This window comes from Lysinibacillus sp. AR18-8, assembly GCF_001705465.1.
In the GTDB taxonomy this organism is placed as follows: Bacteria; Bacillota; Bacilli; order Bacillales_A; family Planococcaceae; genus Lysinibacillus; species Lysinibacillus capsici.
Map to the genome: position 1 here is coordinate 99,627 of NZ_MDGU01000003.1, position 17,628 is coordinate 117,254.

Annotated in this window: 20 protein-coding genes; all 20 read right to left on the reverse strand. The window is 32.7% G+C overall.

Going from position 1 to position 17,628, the window contains the following annotated elements; genetic code table 11:
- Nucleotides 1–14: 14 nt before the first annotated feature.
- The 20 genes from BFM98_RS01235 to BFM98_RS01330 all read right to left on the reverse strand — a co-directional run bounded on the left by BFM98_RS01235 (nucleotide 15) and on the right by BFM98_RS01330 (nucleotide 17,604).
- The gene (locus BFM98_RS01235) at nucleotides 15–1,436 is read right to left on the reverse strand and encodes a polysialyltransferase family glycosyltransferase (RefSeq protein ID WP_066036306.1); all 1,422 of its coding nucleotides are present in this window, start codon (nucleotides 1,434–1,436) and stop codon (nucleotides 15–17) included.
- Nucleotides 1,437–1,518: 82 nt separating this feature from the next.
- Nucleotides 1,519–2,385, reverse strand: a complete 867-nt coding sequence (locus BFM98_RS01240; protein ID WP_066036307.1) for a class I SAM-dependent methyltransferase — start codon at nucleotides 2,383–2,385, stop codon at nucleotides 1,519–1,521.
- Between the two features lie 41 nt (nucleotides 2,386–2,426).
- Complete coding sequence (locus BFM98_RS23230; RefSeq protein WP_083225191.1) at nucleotides 2,427–3,173, reverse strand: CBS domain-containing protein; 747 nt, start codon at nucleotides 3,171–3,173, stop codon at nucleotides 2,427–2,429.
- A gap of 7 nt (nucleotides 3,174–3,180) precedes the next feature.
- Nucleotides 3,181–4,335: an acylneuraminate cytidylyltransferase gene (locus tag BFM98_RS01250; RefSeq protein ID WP_217492432.1), complete on the reverse strand. Its 1,155-nt coding sequence runs from the start codon at nucleotides 4,333–4,335 to the stop codon at nucleotides 3,181–3,183.
- Nucleotides 4,335–5,198: an N-acetylneuraminate synthase family protein gene (locus BFM98_RS01255; RefSeq protein ID WP_066036309.1), complete on the reverse strand. Its 864-nt coding sequence runs from the start codon at nucleotides 5,196–5,198 to the stop codon at nucleotides 4,335–4,337. Before BFM98_RS01255 ends, BFM98_RS01250 begins: the two co-directional genes overlap by 1 nt.
- An 8-nt stretch (nucleotides 5,199–5,206) precedes the next feature.
- Nucleotides 5,207–5,761 (reverse strand): acyltransferase, encoded by a 555-nt coding sequence (locus BFM98_RS24495; RefSeq protein ID WP_066036310.1) that lies wholly within the window; start codon nucleotides 5,759–5,761, stop codon nucleotides 5,207–5,209.
- A 15-nt stretch (nucleotides 5,762–5,776) separates the two neighbouring features.
- Nucleotides 5,777–6,757, reverse strand: coding sequence for a class I SAM-dependent methyltransferase (locus tag BFM98_RS01265; protein ID WP_066036311.1), 981 nt, complete (start codon nucleotides 6,755–6,757; stop codon nucleotides 5,777–5,779).
- A 128-nt stretch (nucleotides 6,758–6,885) separates the two neighbouring features.
- Nucleotides 6,886–7,857 carry a UDP-N-acetylglucosamine 4,6-dehydratase (inverting) gene (gene pseB / locus BFM98_RS01270; protein ID WP_175400692.1) on the reverse strand — a complete coding sequence of 324 codons (972 nt, stop codon included), beginning with the start codon at nucleotides 7,855–7,857 and terminating at the stop codon, nucleotides 6,886–6,888.
- Between the two features lie 90 nt (nucleotides 7,858–7,947).
- Nucleotides 7,948–9,111: a motility associated factor glycosyltransferase family protein gene (locus BFM98_RS01275; RefSeq protein ID WP_066036312.1), complete on the reverse strand. Its 1,164-nt coding sequence runs from the start codon at nucleotides 9,109–9,111 to the stop codon at nucleotides 7,948–7,950.
- Nucleotides 9,111–9,458, reverse strand: a complete 348-nt coding sequence (locus tag BFM98_RS01280; protein ID WP_066036313.1) for a hypothetical protein — start codon at nucleotides 9,456–9,458, stop codon at nucleotides 9,111–9,113. Before BFM98_RS01280 ends, BFM98_RS01275 begins: the two co-directional genes overlap by 1 nt.
- Entirely contained in the window at nucleotides 9,451–11,157 is a 1,707-nt protein-coding gene (locus tag BFM98_RS01285) for a motility associated factor glycosyltransferase family protein (RefSeq protein ID WP_066036314.1), read from the reverse strand. The genes BFM98_RS01280 and BFM98_RS01285 overlap by 8 nt, the downstream gene beginning before the upstream one ends.
- An 86-nt stretch (nucleotides 11,158–11,243) precedes the next feature.
- Complete coding sequence (hag, locus tag BFM98_RS01290) at nucleotides 11,244–12,161, reverse strand: flagellin Hag (protein ID WP_066036315.1); 918 nt, start codon at nucleotides 12,159–12,161, stop codon at nucleotides 11,244–11,246.
- 187 nt (nucleotides 12,162–12,348) lie between these two features.
- Nucleotides 12,349–12,567 carry a carbon storage regulator CsrA gene (csrA, locus tag BFM98_RS01295; protein WP_066036316.1) on the reverse strand — a complete coding sequence of 73 codons (219 nt, stop codon included), beginning with the start codon at nucleotides 12,565–12,567 and terminating at the stop codon, nucleotides 12,349–12,351.
- Nucleotides 12,567–13,010: a flagellar assembly protein FliW gene (gene fliW / locus BFM98_RS01300; protein ID WP_066036317.1), complete on the reverse strand. Its 444-nt coding sequence runs from the start codon at nucleotides 13,008–13,010 to the stop codon at nucleotides 12,567–12,569. The genes csrA and fliW overlap by 1 nt, the downstream gene beginning before the upstream one ends.
- A gap of 16 nt (nucleotides 13,011–13,026) precedes the next feature.
- Complete coding sequence (locus BFM98_RS01305) at nucleotides 13,027–13,590, reverse strand: DUF6470 family protein (RefSeq protein WP_066036318.1); 564 nt, start codon at nucleotides 13,588–13,590, stop codon at nucleotides 13,027–13,029.
- Nucleotides 13,591–13,669: 79 nt separating this feature from the next.
- Nucleotides 13,670–14,587, reverse strand: a complete 918-nt coding sequence (gene flgL / locus BFM98_RS01310) for a flagellar hook-associated protein FlgL (protein WP_066036319.1) — start codon at nucleotides 14,585–14,587, stop codon at nucleotides 13,670–13,672.
- A 30-nt stretch (nucleotides 14,588–14,617) separates the two neighbouring features.
- Entirely contained in the window at nucleotides 14,618–16,264 is a 1,647-nt protein-coding gene (gene flgK / locus BFM98_RS01315) for a flagellar hook-associated protein FlgK (RefSeq protein WP_066036320.1), read from the reverse strand.
- 16 nt (nucleotides 16,265–16,280) lie between these two features.
- Complete coding sequence (locus tag BFM98_RS01320) at nucleotides 16,281–16,781, reverse strand: flagellar protein FlgN (protein WP_066036321.1); 501 nt, start codon at nucleotides 16,779–16,781, stop codon at nucleotides 16,281–16,283.
- Nucleotides 16,782–16,808: 27 nt separating this feature from the next.
- Complete coding sequence (gene flgM, locus BFM98_RS01325; protein ID WP_016994952.1) at nucleotides 16,809–17,069, reverse strand: flagellar biosynthesis anti-sigma factor FlgM; 261 nt, start codon at nucleotides 17,067–17,069, stop codon at nucleotides 16,809–16,811.
- Nucleotides 17,070–17,190: 121 nt separating this feature from the next.
- Nucleotides 17,191–17,604, reverse strand: a complete 414-nt coding sequence (locus tag BFM98_RS01330) for a TIGR03826 family flagellar region protein (protein WP_066036322.1) — start codon at nucleotides 17,602–17,604, stop codon at nucleotides 17,191–17,193.
- Nucleotides 17,605–17,628: the final 24 nt, after the last annotated feature.

The window sequence follows — 17,628 nt, forward strand, 5'->3', positions numbered from 1 at the left end:
TGAATAGAAAAGTGTTAATTTATACGATGTATAGAAAAATATAAATTAAAATAATCTTCATTTTCAACTAAACCTATAGACGTTAGATAATTAGCTATTTCTTCATAATAGCTTGAGGTAATTAATATATATGGTTTTTTATTTTCTATTATAAATTTCTCTATGATTGATCTATGGTATACTTTATATTCAAAAAATGGAGTTCCTTCTTTTTCTTTTGAACTATCTAGTATGCCTTTTAAAAGTTTAACTCCAAGTTTGTTTATTTTTTCCACAAACTGATGTTCATATAAATAGCTACCTGAACCATAAAAATAAACATCTCTCTTATTTAAATTATATTTTTGATAAAATTCTTTTAATATCTTATCTACTTTCATACTATGTCTTTCATATCTTTCTTGAAAAGTATTTGTAGTATTCACAAGGTAATTGTCTTTAGGTAATTCAGTTATAGCATACAGCAGATTATTATCTAAAACATATTTTAATTCACTATTAATTTTTACTTCCTCTGTATTTATAGAATTTAATGCTATATCAGGATATAATACTTTAATTCCAATATTTGCAGTACTTGCCGCCATAGAAATTGTATTTACTTTTAATATTTCCGGAAATATCTCTAAAGGGTAACCTTGTAATTCGCTCTTTAAGAAAAATACATTATAATTTTTATCTTTTAAATCTAAATATAACGTGTCAGCGATTTTAGTATGATCTCTGGGATGAGGCTTTAGATAAATAACATCGCTTTTAGAATACATTTGTTCTATGTGTGAACTATATATAGCTATCTCTTCTTCAAAAGAAGACCAGCCCAGTTGTGAAAAATATGAGGTTAGATAAAAATTATACTCCAATGAATAATCTAAAGATTCTAATTCCTTTAAATTATTAGCAACTTTTTTAATAACCTCTTTTAAATATTCAATTGGTATTATATGTATAGATAGTTTGTTTAGGATAACAGGTAATCGTGTAGTAGAAAACATCGGGATTATTAATCTGACTTCATCTATCCTTACATTAGAAAAAGATTCATCAATTATTATTGAATCGAATATTCCTAGCGAGTCTCCGTAAACAATTATTTTTGCATTAGAATATAAGTTAATTGTGATGCTATTTATAAAACCATGATTTCTTACTACAAATATTTCGTGAAGTTCATCTACACCAAATAAATTATACCAAAATTCTTCTGTGTAACTAAAATTATAATTACTATCTAAATATATAACCTTCTCCCATGAATGTAACGAGGCTAAGTTTAAAATAGCTTTAGAAATGGGATGTTGTAAATCACTCTTAACAAAAGTACTATGTATACATAAGATGTCAATATATTTATCTTGATATTTACTTTCCTCTATTATTGTTAACACATTTAGTACCTGTGTTGGTCCATTACACAAAAATAGTCTTTTCTTCATCTATTTCCCCTTAAAATATTTACACAAAGATAAATATAGTTTTCTCTAAATCCATTTAAATAATGTTAATTATTCATTTGCTTTAATTAATCATAATTTCTGCTATTATGGTATCGCATTTTCCTAATGATGCTAAAACACCTTCATAATTTTTCTCTAACAGTTGATTATTCAATAAACTGTAAATGTTGTGACCACCAGGCATTCCCTGACTTAACCAATATAAATGATTTGAAAGGGGATATCTTTGAAATTGTTTAACAGTAATATTACTGTAGCCACTTTTATTTAACAATAGCTTTAATGTAGCACTATTATACAAAATAGTATGGCAACTCCAATATGTAAAATCTTTGAATTCTTCACAATTATACAATGTCAATAAAGCATCATCTGCATTTGGCACCTCAATAATAATTACTCCATTCGGATTTAAATATTCTCTTAGTTCCTTTAGTGTTTCAATAGGATCCGTTAAATGCTCAACTACATGGAACAATGTAATAAAATCAAATTTATCCTTGATTTCTTTGGTACTTTTAAAACAAATTATTCCCTCTTCATTCAAAGAATTTCTTATAGTATTATCTAATTCAATCCCAACGCATTTATCAGCATATTGCTTCATGAGGTTTAAAAAACCTCCAGCCCCACATCCAAAATCTAAAATAGTTTTCCCTATCATTTTATCACGTAAATCCTCACATCTTCGTAAATCATCCTTATATGACTTTTTTCGATAGATGCTTAAATTTACTTTGCCGTCTAGCATACCTGACTCCTCATAAAATTCATCAGAAATGTGACTAAATGACTCTAGAAAAACTAACCCACAATCCATACATTCAAGGACTGATAAATCTTTATTATCACGTACTCTAGGATGTCGTAATTTAAGATTTTTATTTTTACATAAATAACACTCACCATTTATTTGATGATTTCGCATAAAAGCCACCTCATAATATTTTTCCTTATATCCCCTATTTATTACACCCTATTATAATCATCTTCAATTCTTATAATATCATCCTCTCCAAAATAAGTTCCCAGTTGTACTTCTGAAATAATTAACGGGTTCTTTTCAGATGTATTTTTTATCCTATGTTTACATCCTTTTGGAATAAAAATATATCCTCCTTCCATTACTTCTCTTGTACTTTCGCCTATAGTCATCATACCTTGACCTTTTATTATAACCCAGTGTTCTTCACGCTTTTTATGGTATTGTAAACTCAGTTGTTGTTTTGGGAATACTTGTATTATTTTTGCTTGTACAAATTCACTTAAAAAAACTGTTTTATAAAATCCCCATGGACGGTTAAATATTTCAAAAGAATGCATCCCTAATCCCTCATAACGTAAGAAATCATCTGCAATATTTAACTTTTTACCTTCTAGCAATAATTCATGCAATTGATTTTTCGTTAAAATATTTTTTAAAGTAAACCCCTCACAAACAATCGGTAAAAAATCAATTCTTTCTGATTTAAATTTTTCTATAACTTCATTAAAGGTTGATGTGATAGATAAGTATTCAAAAGTTGGCTTGACAATTTCTTTAATTTTAGATGTCAAGTCTTTCCCTTCTATTAGTGCTCTACGTATATCTCCATCAGTAATTGTCCCAACTACTACTTGTTCTTCTAATATGATAATAAATCCCTGTTTATTTTCTTCAATTTTCTTCATTGCCTCTAATAAACTTTGATTAACTTGTATTATATATCTATCCATAGTTAATTTACTCTTTCTCCCGATTTAGTAGATGCTCGATAGCTTCTCTAACAGCCCCTTGTCCACCTCTTCGTTCAGTCACATAATGTACTTCTTTTTTTACTCGTTCTATAGCATCCGCAACAGAAAAACTATAACCTACTTGTTTTAAGAGTGCTAAATCATTTAAATCATCCCCAATATAGGCAACTTCATCCATTTTCAAATGATATTTTTTTAGTAGCTCTTCCATTGCAGTCAATTTATCTTTACATCCTAAATAAACTTCATCTATTTGTAATTTTTCTGCTCTTTTTGCAACGATTTTTGAGTTTTCTCCTGTTAAAATAACTGTAATAATTCCTTGTTCTTTTAATAAAAAAAAACCCATACCATCTTTTGTATTAAATTTTTTCATAACATCGCCAGCATCTGTATAATACATACCAGCATCCGTTAGCACACCATCACAATCTGTTGCAAATAGTTTAATTTTATTAGACTTACTTGTTTTTTTCTTACTCACTTGTAGTAATTTTTCAACAATTAGCCAATCTGAAGGCTCATCTAGTTCAAAATAAGTTTCTTCAGGCATTTCATAAACACCTATATTACCTGATAATCTACTTTGTGATTCAAGTAACAGGTCTGTTTTTGTAATATAAAACGCACCATTTTCAACCAAATATCCTTCAAAGTCTTGACGTCTTGGACGAGAAGTCGGACTATAATTAATTGGTTGCCCATCTTTCGTCCATATAAAGCGCTTTTGGTTTACTACTGTCAATAAACTATCTAGTTTCTCATCAAAATATTTCTGAAATGCCTCATCTAAATGTTGCGTTTTTGTCAACGGACTCGTTGCTTGTAAAAGAACAACTGTATCACTAGATACATTCTTTGCAAATTCTATCATGACTGATTCAGTTGAAGCAGTGTCTGAAGCTGTTTCTACTGAGCGATCAATTATATTCAATTTCTCATAATTATCTTGATTATAATTTAAAACTATGTTTCGAATTTCTTCATTATCAGTTGAAATATACACTTCATCAATCCATTTACAATTTACAGCTACATCAATAGTCCAGTAAACTAAAGGTCGTCCATTAATTAATTTAATATTTTTTAAAGGTATCGACTTACTACCACCACGAACTGGAATAATAGCAACAGTTTTCACTATTTCTCTCCTCTATATTTCAATTTAGTTCTTTGGACATGCTCTATTTCAAGAATTTCTTCTTTTTTGTATTGTAATGCAAGTTCTACATTTTTTATATCTTGAACAAGTTGCTTAAAATCTCTAGGTTCTAAAGATGCACCGTGATCAGTGCCTTTCCATGTTCGATCAAGAGTAAAATGTCGTTCAATCCATTCTGCCCCCATTGTAACAGCAGCTATATCTACTGCAATACCTAAATGATGTCCTGAAAAGCCGATTGCTTTTACAACTTCACAATATTTCTCTCTTAATCGGGAAATTTCCTTTAATCGAATATCTTCGAACGGCACTGGATACCCCGATGTACAATTGTACACAACTAGACTTTTATTTCGTTTCTTTTCTATAAAAAAGTTAATTAGAGATTCTATTTCTTGATAATTCGTCATTCCAGTAGAAACATGAATCTCACCTTTATAATTGTCACAAAGCCATGCTAATAATTCATAATGATTATTCATTGCTGATGGAATCTTAATAAATTCTGGATTTAAAGAACTTATTTCTTTGGCAGATGTTATATCCCAAACAGATGTACTATATATAATTCCTATTTTATGGCAATATTCTTTCAATTCCATATGTTGTTCTAATGTAAACTCCAAAAATTCACGATGTTCACCATAAGTTATACCATATGAATTGGAAGGATTTGGGTGAGGCGCATTGTATTGTTCTTTAGAAAGTAATTCTTTATTATTTCTTTTTTGAAACTTCGCCACATTTGCACCACATCTTTTTGCCTCTTTAATTAATTGTTTTGCAACTTTAATATCACCTTTATGATTACAACCAATCTCAGCTATAACTTTAACAGACATAATACACCTCAATCTTCATTATATTTTTTAATTTTTTTTGCTGGTACACCAGCAACAACAGTATAATCAGGTACATCTTTATTTACTACACTACCAGCTGCTACTACAGCATTCTTTCCGATAGTAATACCTGGTAATATAATTGCGTTTGCACCTATCCAACTTCCTTCTTTAACAATAACATCTTTCTCTTTTGTGAATCCTTGTTGATTAATAGGCAAATTTATATCCCCATATAAATGATTAGAAACAAATATATTTACCCCAGGAGCTATTAATACATCATTCTCAATTACTATACGACCTGAAGATCCAGCAATTAGCATACAGTTTGGTCGAATTACTACATTTTTTCCTAGTTTAATATTTGAACAATTAATTGCATATGCACCTATTCTAAAGTCTGCTCCTTCTCCGTAATAAGAAAATTTTTCTTTACATATTTTTTTATGCAATCTTGGTATATACATCAGCACGTAAGTGGCTAATACATCAGGTCCCAATCGATTTGCCTTTTTAGTCCAATTCCAACGTTTAATCAAAGAAATAATATTACCTAACATTATATTTCACCATGCCTATTTAGATAATACTGCTCTTAAATGGTTTCCATTCTCAGCATGATCAATTGTAGGTTGTAAAACATCATACATCTTTTCCATTGTTTCTGCTATTTGATGTTGCCCTTCATATTCATAGAAACTTTTTAAATCTCCTATATCTATACCTTTAGTTGCGAAATATTCTACCTTCATGTTTGTTTTTTCTGCAATAAAATTAAGTGTATTTTTAGTAAAATACGATAAATGTTCCGCTGGCATGATTAAATTTGATTTATCCTTCATTGTCTGAATGGCAACTGAATCAAAATGTGGTGTGAAAATCAGGATAATACCAGAGTCATTTAGCAATTTTTTAGCACTTTCAATTAATTTTAATGGCTCTACTACATGTTCTATCAAATCAAACATTGTAATCACATCAAAGCGAACATCCGTTTCTAAATCTGGCAACTCGCAATTCCAAATAGGGATATTTAATCTCTCTTCAGTAAATTTCGATAGCTCTTTGCCCAACTCTAAACCAAAACAATTTGCTCCCTGCTCTTTTGCATATTCTAAAAACCAACCTGTTCCACAGCCAACGTCTAATATATTTTTATTCAAGACACTTTTTTGTAAAAGCGATTCAATTAAAGTAATTCTTTCACTTGCAAATCGTACTTTACGATAATCTTTGTTTACTAAATATGCTTTTTGTGCATCACTCAATGCGTGTTCGGCTGAGTACAAATCATCTGTATTAACAGGGATTTTATCAAAAAAGGCTGTTTTACAATTATTACATTGCAGCAATGAAAAATCATTTTTCATAAATTGAAAACTGCTATCGTCTTTTCCACAAATGGGGCAATTAACCCTTTCTTTCCAACCACTTTTTTCATTAACTGCCTTAATATTGTTAATTTGTCTTTCCAAAACTACCTTTAAAAAACCTTTCGGTCTCATTTCACTTAAATCCATAGTAATAAAGTCTTCCGTCGCTTTTTTGTATCCCATTTAATATTTCCTCCATTATTAATTCTAAATTTCGCCAAATCGAAATAAAGATTCAACTTTTACGAATTTGAAAATCTAATTTACTACCTTAGAGTAATTTTAAAACCTAGGGAAATATAGAATAGTCATTATATTTCTTCAGATAATACCTTTAATTCCTCTACTGACAACCATTCCTCATTCTTATCACTTGTATATTCAAACCCCTCATGTAGTTCCTCACTATTCTCTGAGAATTCCGATGACCAGAAAGGAAATTCCGGTTGAATAACATAGTATGTATCATACTCAACTGTATGTCTTGCATCATCTTCCATAATCATCGCCTCGTGAAGTTTCTCACCCGGGCGAATTCCGATAATTTCTATTTTACACTCAGGTGCTATTGCTTTCGCTAGATCAGTTACTTTCATACTTGGAATTTTCGGAACAAAAATTTCTCCGCCATGCATACGCTCTAAATTATCTAATACGAACTGCACACCTTGCTCCAATGTAATCCAAAAGCGAGTCATTCTCTCATCAGTAATTGGTAGTACACCTGTATCCTTAACTTTTTTAAAGAAAGGTACGACACTTCCACGACTACCAGCAACATTGCCATAGCGTACAACAGCAAATCTAGTAGGTTTATCTCCTACATATGAGTTTGCAGCTACAAATAATTTGTCAGATGCTAGCTTTGTTGCACCATATAAATTGACTGGAGCACACGCTTTATCAGTGGATAATGCAATTACTTTTTCTACTCCACAATCTATTGCAGCTTCAATAATATTTTGAGCACCGTGAATATTCGTTTTTACTGCTTCGAAAGGATTGTATTCACATGCATCGACATGTTTCATTGCTGCGGCATGAATTACTATATTAACACCATCAAATGCACGATGCAGACGTTCTTTATCACGCACATCTCCTATAAAAAAGCGAAGACGTTTATCATGAAACTCCTGTTTCATTTCATACTGTTTAAGCTCATCCCGGCTAAAAACAATAATTTTTTTAACTCCAAGCTCTAGTGCTTTTTTAGTAAATTTTTTACCAAATGAACCCGTTCCACCTGTAACTAACACTGTTTTATCTTTTAGTATGCTCATACTACTATAACTCCTATCTAGGCTTTCTTATATGTATTATATTGAATGTATCGACATTTCACACGATAAATTAAGAAAAACCTATGAAAATCATAGGTTCCCTACTAAATTATATAGTTCTTTTTCTGTTATTAAAGTTGCACCGTCAATTTTTGCGCCATTTAAAGCAGTATTGTAAACCTTCAAATCAGAGTATTTGATTTTTTTTTGAAACCAACGTAAATATGATAACAAATTTGGTGTAGAAAATATATCAAGGTTTGAATTTGAAACTACAGTTTTGAAATATGATTTTTCTATAACATTTCTTCCAGATGTAGATTCATTAGCATGTGTTCTATTACCTTTAAACCCTAAATCTTGTCCAAAAAATACCAGACATTCATAGTGAAGGCTCTCTACTAAGCTAAAAGCAAGCGTAGCAACAGATCCCCCAGTATCAAACATTTGAAGGTTATTTTCTCTAGCAATTTTTTCTGCTGGTATATATCCATTTTGACACAACAAAAAACGTTCTCCTGTATGAGCTAAAACAGCATTATGACTTGCAGTACTTAAATATAACAAAACACCATTGTACTTACTCCCAGCTATTTGACCATAAATAGATTTTTTAGGATCCGATATAACGACAGCTTTCGGTACTATATCATGCTTCATTAGTATTTTAAGTGCTGATCCTACACAATAAATATCTACTTCCTGTTTTATTTGTTTTAACCAATAAATAGTTTCATTTAAAGATGGACCAGATGAAACAATAGCTGCATTTTTTTTCTTTTCAGGACTATATCTCTTTAAATCCCCAAGTTCGATATTCTTTTCAAAGTTTTCTCTTAATAAAAATGACATATTTCTATAACTTAGTTGCTTCATTTTGATATCATCCAAAAATGGCTCTAATGGATGCCCATTCAAAGCTGTTATCCAGCACTTTGGTATTAATACTTGCCATTCTTCATCAATTTTCAAGTCAGAAATATCAGTAACCAATGATTCAAATTTGAAAAATGATTTCTCTATTTCCTCAAAATAAAATACGTATATTTCTTTATCCCCTGCCAACATTTTCAAACGTTCAACATGGTATCCTAATCCTAATCCGATCAGTAAGTATTTTTTTTTGGTAAAATCAAACTCTGCATCGATCCAACGGTAAGCATCCTCACGTGGCTTGTAACGACTATAAATGTATGTATTGTTCAGTTTCAGTGTCTGCTCCCCATTTTTAGCCACTTCAATTTCCCATTGCATTAATTATTTATTCCTTGAATAGGAGATAAATGGTCAAAAAATGGAGCAATTTCATATTCAAACATATCAGCTACTAAAATATAGTCCTGCATCTCTAATCCATTATTAATTTCATGTAAAAATCCATGAATTTGTTCGATATTCAATTCTACTTGAATATCATTCTTCTTCAATAACTCACTAATTTCCGTTAACCATGTCATACCTTCCGAAAATTGTAAAATGGACTTTAATGCTATTTGTAAATTATCTTCTCGCAAATATTCTGCGATAATATTGCAACCATTTGCTACTTTAGAAAGATATTCATTATAACTTTCAACTGCCTCAATTACTATATTATTCATCTGAAGTCTCCTCATTATCTACATATTTATCTATTATTTCTGTTGTATATTGTTTTGCTAATTTTGTAGCCTCTATCAAATGTTTATAAAAATCCATTGATTGATTTTTCACACGTAGAAATTCTTCGTCCTTTGTTTCATTAAGTTTCGGAAGGTAATTTTTCATAACTTTTAATGTAATAGGTGATAATAAACTCTCAATTGGTAACTTATAAATTATGTCATGTATATTCGCATCAAGCTTATCTAACTTTTTCAAAACACCTTGTGTAAATATTGTGTTAGAAGGATTACTTTTTACTGTTCCTATGGCAGTTAATAAAATAGACTGCAATTCATCATATAACTTTATTTCCTTTTTTAAAAAGTTTATCGCTTTAAAAGAATGTTCTTTCTTAGATGTAGGAGGTATGATAGTAATTTGTTCATGTAAATATGTAACACAGAATTCTTTAAATCCAAGTTGCTCATATCCATTCAATACTAATCCACCTTCTGTACAATTGAAAAACTTGTTTTTAGGATAGTTTATTTTAATTAAATCTTCGAATTCTAGTTTCATTGAATAAAAAACAGGAGAAGTCCAAACTTCTTTATCATCAAAGCCTAATGTTTTAAATGCATTCTTTTGTTTTAAATACTGATCATTTATTTCTTTTGTATGTAAATTAGCAGTAGCATGTGTAACATTATTTGTATAAGCTAAATCTTGGCCAATTAAAGCAATAGGACCGCTTGATATATATTGTGCAATAGAAAATGCAATGTGGGCAACGGTACCACCACCTTCAAATAGAGGGAGGTTTACATTTAGTTGTTCCTTCATATATTTTGATAACAATGGGTGCCCTTTTAAATCAACTACGTAACCTTTATTCCTAAAAGCTTTTCTAACTCCTGGATGACTTTGCATTGTATAGATAATTTTTGCAGATTCCAAATTCAAGTTCTTAAAATGATTATAATTAGGAACTCCACCATCAATTGACACAACATAATCTGGTTCAATTCCTTCCTTTAATAAGGAGTTAATTGTAGATCCTGCAGCTATTAAAATCATTTTCTCACGATTTTCTTTAAGTATTGTTAGTTGTTTATTTAAAGAAGGTCCACCCGATGCAATTACTACTGGATGATTATAAGCATTCTCTAGAACATTAAGACTATGATCTTTAGAAAGATGAAAAATATTTTCTATAAAGTTTTTCTGCCACATTTTCGAAAAATAAATAGAAGTATAATCATTCACTTGATTTTTCATTTGTACATCTTTAACCTTCGATAATAATAATTTATATTCTGATACAAACAATTTATCGTAATTAGCCAAGCAAATAACATTATACGAAACGCGATAATCTGCTGTAAATTCGCCTAAAAAGAACTCGAAATTTTCCAATACATCTTTCCCAAAAATCAAAGTATTTGATGGTATATTTTCAATTTTTATTTTTTCATGTTCCAAAAGTGGTTCTATTAAAATTATAATCTCATCAAATTTTCTGACTTTAGCTATAGCTCGTAAAAGGTGTCCACAACCATACCCAAACAATATATGTGCTTGATGTGGTTTGTATAATCTATCCGCTAGCTGATTTGCCTCTTTAATAGGGTCATATTTACTATGTATAAAATAATTATTAATTTTTAAAGTACTTTCCCTAGTTTTAGTTTCTAATATTTCTAAATCATAGTGCACTTTTCTCACCTCTTTTTTTATATCGGTATTTAATATTTTTTATTAATAAAAAAACCTCTAGCTTCCGCTAGAGGTTTAAAGCTAAATTAGCCTAGTAATTGAAGAACACCTTGTGGCTGTTGGTTAGCTTGAGCTAACATAGATTGAGCAGCTTGCATTAAGATATTGTTCTTAGTGAAGCCCATCATTTCTTTAGCCATATCTGTATCACGAATACGAGATTCAGCAGCTGTTAAGTTTTCAGAAGTTGCACCTAAGTTGTTAATAGTATGCTCTAAACGGTTTTGAACAGCACCTAAAGATGCACGAGTTAATGATACACGGCTAAGCGCTTTGTCAATGATTGAAATAGAGTTATCTGCACCTGATTGTGTTGAGATGTTAATACCAGTACCATAGCTAGCAGTTTTAGCAACTTCACCTGGTTTAGTTGTAATTGCATTTACACCTAAAGCAGTAGCAGACATATTACCGATAGATAACTTAATTGATTGACCAGAGTTAGCACCGATATGGAAGATTTTACCGCCTACTTTTGTTGTTGCAGACTTAGCGTTGAAATCTTGGCCAGTTCCAAATCCACCAAATGAACCAGTTAATAATTTTTGAGTATTGAACTCAGTGTCAGTAGAAATACGTGTAATTTCTTCAGCTAAAGAGTTTATTTCTAATTGTAATGCTTCACGGTCTGATGATACGTTAGTGTCATTAGCAGATTGTACTGCTAATTCACGCATACGTTGAAGGATTGAGTGCGTTTCGTTTAGTGCGCCCTCAGCTGTTTGGATTAAAGATACTGAATCTTGAGCGTTTTTAGTAGCCATATCAAGACCACGGATTTGTCCGCGCATTTTTTCAGAGATTGCTAAACCAGCAGCATCGTCACCAGCGCGGTTGATTTTGTAACCTGAAGATAATTTCTCAAGGTTTTTAGAAGCTTGAGTGTTGTTGAAAGTAAGGTTACGGTGTGTGTTTAAAGCTGAAATGTTGTGTTGAATTCTCATTTGGAATTCCTCCTTGAATGTTTGTTTTGTATTCCACATCCTTGTGGAATTTCGGATTAGGTAGTATGTATACTTCCTGCCCCTTACAATCTATATATCGTTTCTTGTTTGAAATGTTTAATAGTTTTTTAGAAAGTTTTTTATTTTTTATGTACTTATTTTGTAGTTTGAAAATCTAAGTAATATTTTATTTTTTCTTTATCTGCTTTAAAAAATTGGATGTAGTTGAAAGGGCCTCTCGGTTCTGTGCTTGAATAGCTTCAAATACCTCTGAACGGTGGACTTTTACTGATTTTGGTGCAACTATTCCAATTTTTATTTGTTCGCCCTCAACAGCTAATATTTTTATTTCTATTTGATCACCAATCATAATGGACTCATCTTTTTTACGTGATAGTACTAGCATTATTTCGCACTTCCTTCAAATGACTTCATTGGGAAACGGAGTGGGTGAGATTTATTATCTTGAAGAACGATTTGCTTACCGATTTTTTTATCCATATTAATAATTAATGGTGCGAGTAAATTCATTGTCGATTCTTGGAGCGTTTCCTTCATAGTTACAATAGCGTATGTTAGTACGTCTTCTGCTTTTTCAAATTCTAGTTTCTCAAGATCATCTTCACTTATATCAAAACTATAATCTTTTTTGAAGGCAAAGGGAAAAGCCACAACAAATCCTATATCCTTTTTCTCAATGGATTGAAGTATTGCTAAAGGGAGATCAGCATCAATTGGTAATAATACAAATTTTCTTTCCTCTTCCAATCCTAATAATCCTTGTTCAAAAGTTAGAATTTCAGTTTGTTCTATTTCTATTTCCCCTAAAAACTTTGTATCTATTTTCATTCTCTCTTGCACTCCTTTATATGATGACATCAATATCAACATTCGGTCTTTGTACCATTGTACCAGTTACTTTTCCTGGTGTGTATTCGTGAATAGGTTTGTTCACTTTAGCGTCAATTATTGGTGCCCTACGCTGAATATTGACGTCTGTCGTGCCAGGTGTATAGTCAATTTTTACAGAACCTATCGATGGAACAAATTTAATGTTAAAGGGAGTACGATGCGGACCATGATTTTGCTTTGCAATGTTTTGGATGGTTGCACGTCCCTGCCCTTTTCCTGCAGACATCATCATTTGGCGCCCCTCACTCGCACGTCTCGCAGTTCCTTTAAAGGCAGCTTGCTTCCCTTCTGCGGCAGCATTTTTTGTGGCTTCAAGAGGTCCTATCATTCCTATATCTCGCCTCGCCTGTGATGAATCAATTTTCAAAACACCTCTTGTAGTATGGATTTCTAAAATGGCTGCTGGTTGTTCTATATGCTGCGTAGCTTTTGGCTGTTTAATATTTTGCTGTGGTTTTGCTATATTAAGGTCTAATTTTGCATCTGTTGTCCTAATTTGAATTTGTGGGAATCTCATTGGTATCTCTCCTTTCAAGAAAAGCGTCTGAACAAAGTGTCCAAACGCTTTTGAAAATTAGATATTTTTACATACATTACTATCTTATAAAATCTACTAGTGTTTGTTGAATGATCTTAGCACCGACTGATAATGCAGCTTGGTGAATCGATTCACTTGTCACCATTTCTGTAATTGCTTTCGCATAATCAACATCCTCATTATTGGATAGTTGCTTCGTAACACTAATTTCGCGAATAGATAGACGATTTTCCATTAACTCTACGCGATTTTGGCGTGCACCAACATCTGCTTGAGCCTCTAATATTTTATTATGCATTGCTGTAATGTCGTCCCCTGTACTATGTTCGGCTACTCCTCCGAGGGCATTACCTATTTCTTCACCTGTAGCTGGGCCACCAGCACGATTGGGATCTAATAGATTCGAAATTTTCTCCATCATCTTATCAACATTTTGGAAGAGATCTACACCTGGAGTATTTACTTTCATTTGAATTCCGTCATAGACCTCAATACCAACTGATTCTGAATTTACTTTAGACGGATCAATAACACCATTTTCAAATAAAGGCTGTTGCGTATTTGTACCACTGAAAATATAACGGTCTGCAATTTTTGTATTGCCCACATCCTGAATTTGATTGCGGATTTGATCAATCTCCATTTTAATTTTTTCGCGTTCCTCTGGAGTATTTGTATCGTTCGCTGCCTGAATAACTAGTTCTCGAACTCGCTTCATCTGTTCTCCTACTTGATTCAGAGATTCATCTGTTGTATCTAACCAATTGTTCACTTCATTCATATTACGTGTATATTGTTCAACTCTACCTAAATCTCGACGATAGCCCATTCCTTTAACTGCAATTACAGGGTCATCTGAAGGTCTAGTAATTTTTGAACCAGAGTTAATTTGGTCTTGTAACTTGGACATTTTTCCAAAGCTACGGTTTAAGTTTAGAAGCATGTTATTGGATAACATAGATTGTGTTACGCGCATGTCAGTAAAGTCCCCTTTCTTTTAAATTTTTTATAATCCTACTCGGCCCATACCATTAATGATTTTATCTAAAGTTTCATCAACAACTGTAATCATACGAGCATTTGCATTATAAGCTTGTTGGAACGTTATCATATTTGTCATTTCTTCATCCAAAGATACTGAACTAATTGAATCTCGATTGTTAGAGATGGATAATAATAAAGTTTCAGACGTTTTATTTAATCGATAAGCCTCTTCACCATCAGTACCTAACTTCCCAATCATCCCTTGATAATAAGAGTTGAAAGTTGCTCCATCAAGATGTTCGGTTGTTGCTGGAACTACTACAGTATTTGAACCAACTGTAATCGTCAATCCGCTTGCACCAATCGCCTTTGATTGTAAATTTGCTAACTCAATAGCCCACTTACCATTTCCCTCTTCATTTGCTGCGGAAGAAGCAGCTAACTTTGAAGAATCATCAGTAAAGGCTTGGTTCACTTTAATATTACTAGCAGTGATTGTGCCAGTTCCATCAGCTGATTCAAAAAAGTCTAAACCATTTTGAACACCTGTTAAATCATAGCCACCTTTATGTACAGCATTAAATGTATTAGCAAAAATACTTGCTAATTTATTTAGATCTGCAAGAGTTTCTGGGTAATATCCTTTTACGAGCATAGTACCGCCATCATTATACTCATATCCGTACGTATTAATTAAAGATAATAACTTTCCTTTTCCTGGTTCAAGTTCATTATGTTCAATTTTATTAACCCCTCCACCCGCGACTGGTTTTGTTGGTGGATCTCCTAAGTCAGAAATATCGATTTGTTTAAATACATTTGTCAAGTCATTTCCATCGATACTGCTTGCATTTGTACCTGTTGTATTCATTGCAACATAGTCTTTACCATTCACAAGTTCAATTGGTGTACCCGATGGATACGGTTTAAAGGTAATTGTTATACTTCCCTCAGCTACTTGACTTGCATTTCCACCAGAAGGTACACGTTCAACTGATACAGGCATATAACTATTTAACTCATCAATTAACACATCACGTGCATCATATAAATCATTTGGTACTAGTCCATTTGGTTCAACTTCCTGTACTTGTTTATTAATAGCTGCAATCTGCTTTAATAGTGAGTTAACACGATCTGTAGCAACATTAATTTCATTTCCTAAGTTACCTTGAATCGTTTTTAGCTGCGTATCCATATAGTTAAAAGATTCTGCAAGATGCACTGCGCGCTCAATAGCTACTTTACGAGATGATGAATTCTCAGGGTTTGTACTAACATCTTCTAGCCCTTTCCAAAATTGCTCTAATGCAGCGTTTAAACCAAATTGAGATGGCTCATCCATAATGTCTTCCATTTGTGAAATGGCATTTGAACGAGATTCCCAATAACCAAATTTATTCGTTTCTTGACGGTATTGTCTGTCAACAAATTCGTCGCGAATACGTTGAATTGAACCTGCTTCTACACCTGTCCCAAGATGACCAGGAAAATAAGGAGAATTCAAACCTGGCGTTGGAAAGCCTGGTGTTGCTTGCATGTTTACTCGTTGGCGAGAGTAGCCTAAAGTATTTGCATTAGAAATATTATGTCCTGTTGTATATAAAGCTGTTTGTTGTACAAAGAGACCACGTTTACTAGCTTCTAAGCCCATAAATGTTGAGCGCATGTTTCTTCCTCCCTTGTTATGCTTGTGAATCGAAATATGATTTTTTAGCTATATTGTTTGTTCCGAGGACCTCGTTGCTAGAGTAGTTCATTTGCTCTGTGCGAGGTCTTACGGCGTCTAGTGTTAAGTTAACAATTTGTAGTGATTGGAAAACGAGTTTTTGATTTAAATCATTTTGTTTTCGTAGGTCATTGATAATTTGCATTAAACGTTCGCGAACTGCTGATAGTGTTGCTTTGTCAGCTTGTTGTTCAGCAGCCTCGATGATATCTGCGACAGTTGTTTTGTCAGCTGAAGCAAGTCCCTTTGCTTCAAGGTAGTCCGTTACCTGTTTCTGACGCTGTTGCTCGAGCTTATCGATGGCTGCTACATGCGCCTGCTCGTCCTTGAGCAATTGGTCTAAAGCTTCGATATCGCCACTTTTAATAATTTCTGTTTTTTTAAAGGCTAGTTCGAGTAAGCTTTTATGCATTCTCTCTAGCATTGTTAGTGTAGAACTAATTGCTTCTACAGACATATCGTTATACACCCTTTCTGCTATTCCCTAGAAACGATAATATTTCAGCATATCCTCTGCCACTTTACGAGCGTCTACTTTGTATTCCCCAGAAGCGATATCCTTTTTCAACTGTTGAACATGGTTTGCTCGCTCTGTGCTGTATGTTGAAACACCCTGCATTTCCTGCGCAGCCTTTGAAATTTCAATTTTATCGGCGAAAGATGCCTTGTTTGTATTTGATTTTGCATTGCGTACTTGGTTTTTATAGGCGTTTACTGCATTAACTCCATAAGATGTAATTTTCATTTCAATACCCCCCATCTCTAAATCCTATCTTACTATTATTTCGGATTGTCTCACATAATGTTAAGTTTTCACATAGAAAAAAGTGTGCTAATTTTGTTTAAAATTAACACACTTGGAGTAATTAACGTTTACGCTCTGAGTGATAGGTTACACGATCACGCTGCTCTACACTGTCGCGGAATTCCTTAGCTGCTTCAAATGTACGTAAGTCTGCCTTTAATTCATCCTGGCATTTTGCACAAAGTTTACCGGTTGTTGTCAGATGACCACAGTTATCACATGGATAGCCAAGGTTAGGGAACATGGCTGGCTGCAGGCGACCCTTACGAACCCATTTATACAATAGCTCCTCTGCCGCTCCCGTGGCTTCCACAATACGTTCTACAGTTGCCGCACGGTTTTCACGTTTACGTAAGAAACGATAAACAATTTGATAAAGCTCCTCCTCTGATTGTGCACACTTATGACACACTTCTCGGACTCCTGTATAATTAAAAAACTCATTACATTTCGGACAATTACGAACCTCTGCCATTGGCCTTTCCTCCTCTTTCTAGCA

What these genes read in the sequence shown, in the direction of transcription:
- BFM98_RS01255 (WP_066036309.1), bottom strand. Translation starts at nt 5,198, where the DNA reads ATGTCTGTTAAAGTTATAGCTGAGATTGGTTGTAATCATAAAGGTGAT.
- BFM98_RS24495 (WP_066036310.1), bottom strand. Translation starts at nt 5,761, where the DNA reads ATGTTAGGTAATATTATTTCTTTGATTAAACGTTGGAATTGGACTAAA.
- BFM98_RS01240 (WP_066036307.1), bottom strand. Translation starts at nt 2,385, where the DNA reads ATGCGAAATCATCAAATAAATGGTGAGTGTTATTTATGTAAAAATAAA.
- BFM98_RS01265 (WP_066036311.1), bottom strand. Translation starts at nt 6,757, where the DNA reads ATGGGATACAAAAAAGCGACGGAAGACTTTATTACTATGGATTTAAGT.
- BFM98_RS01280 (WP_066036313.1), bottom strand. Translation starts at nt 9,458, where the DNA reads ATGAATAATATAGTAATTGAGGCAGTTGAAAGTTATAATGAATATCTT.
- flgL (WP_066036319.1), bottom strand. Translation starts at nt 14,587, where the DNA reads ATGCGCGTAACACAATCTATGTTATCCAATAACATGCTTCTAAACTTA.
- csrA (WP_066036316.1), bottom strand. Translation starts at nt 12,567, where the DNA reads ATGCTAGTACTATCACGTAAAAAAGATGAGTCCATTATGATTGGTGAT.
- pseB (WP_175400692.1), bottom strand. Translation starts at nt 7,857, where the DNA reads ATGAGCATACTAAAAGATAAAACAGTGTTAGTTACAGGTGGAACGGGT.
- BFM98_RS01320 (WP_066036321.1), bottom strand. Translation starts at nt 16,781, where the DNA reads ATGTCTGTAGAAGCAATTAGTTCTACACTAACAATGCTAGAGAGAATG.
- BFM98_RS01275 (WP_066036312.1), bottom strand. Translation starts at nt 9,111, where the DNA reads ATGCAATGGGAAATTGAAGTGGCTAAAAATGGGGAGCAGACACTGAAA.
- flgK (WP_066036320.1), bottom strand. Translation starts at nt 16,264, where the DNA reads ATGCGCTCAACATTTATGGGCTTAGAAGCTAGTAAACGTGGTCTCTTT.
- BFM98_RS01330 (WP_066036322.1), bottom strand. Translation starts at nt 17,604, where the DNA reads ATGGCAGAGGTTCGTAATTGTCCGAAATGTAATGAGTTTTTTAATTAT.
- fliW (WP_066036317.1), bottom strand. Translation starts at nt 13,010, where the DNA reads ATGAAAATAGATACAAAGTTTTTAGGGGAAATAGAAATAGAACAAACT.
- BFM98_RS01235 (WP_066036306.1), bottom strand. Translation starts at nt 1,436, where the DNA reads ATGAAGAAAAGACTATTTTTGTGTAATGGACCAACACAGGTACTAAAT.
- flgM (WP_016994952.1), bottom strand. Translation starts at nt 17,069, where the DNA reads ATGAAAATTACATCTTATGGAGTTAATGCAGTAAACGCCTATAAAAAC.
- BFM98_RS01305 (WP_066036318.1), bottom strand. Translation starts at nt 13,590, where the DNA reads ATGAGATTCCCACAAATTCAAATTAGGACAACAGATGCAAAATTAGAC.
- BFM98_RS23230 (WP_083225191.1), bottom strand. Translation starts at nt 3,173, where the DNA reads ATGGATAGATATATAATACAAGTTAATCAAAGTTTATTAGAGGCAATG.
- hag (WP_066036315.1), bottom strand. Translation starts at nt 12,161, where the DNA reads ATGAGAATTCAACACAACATTTCAGCTTTAAACACACACCGTAACCTT.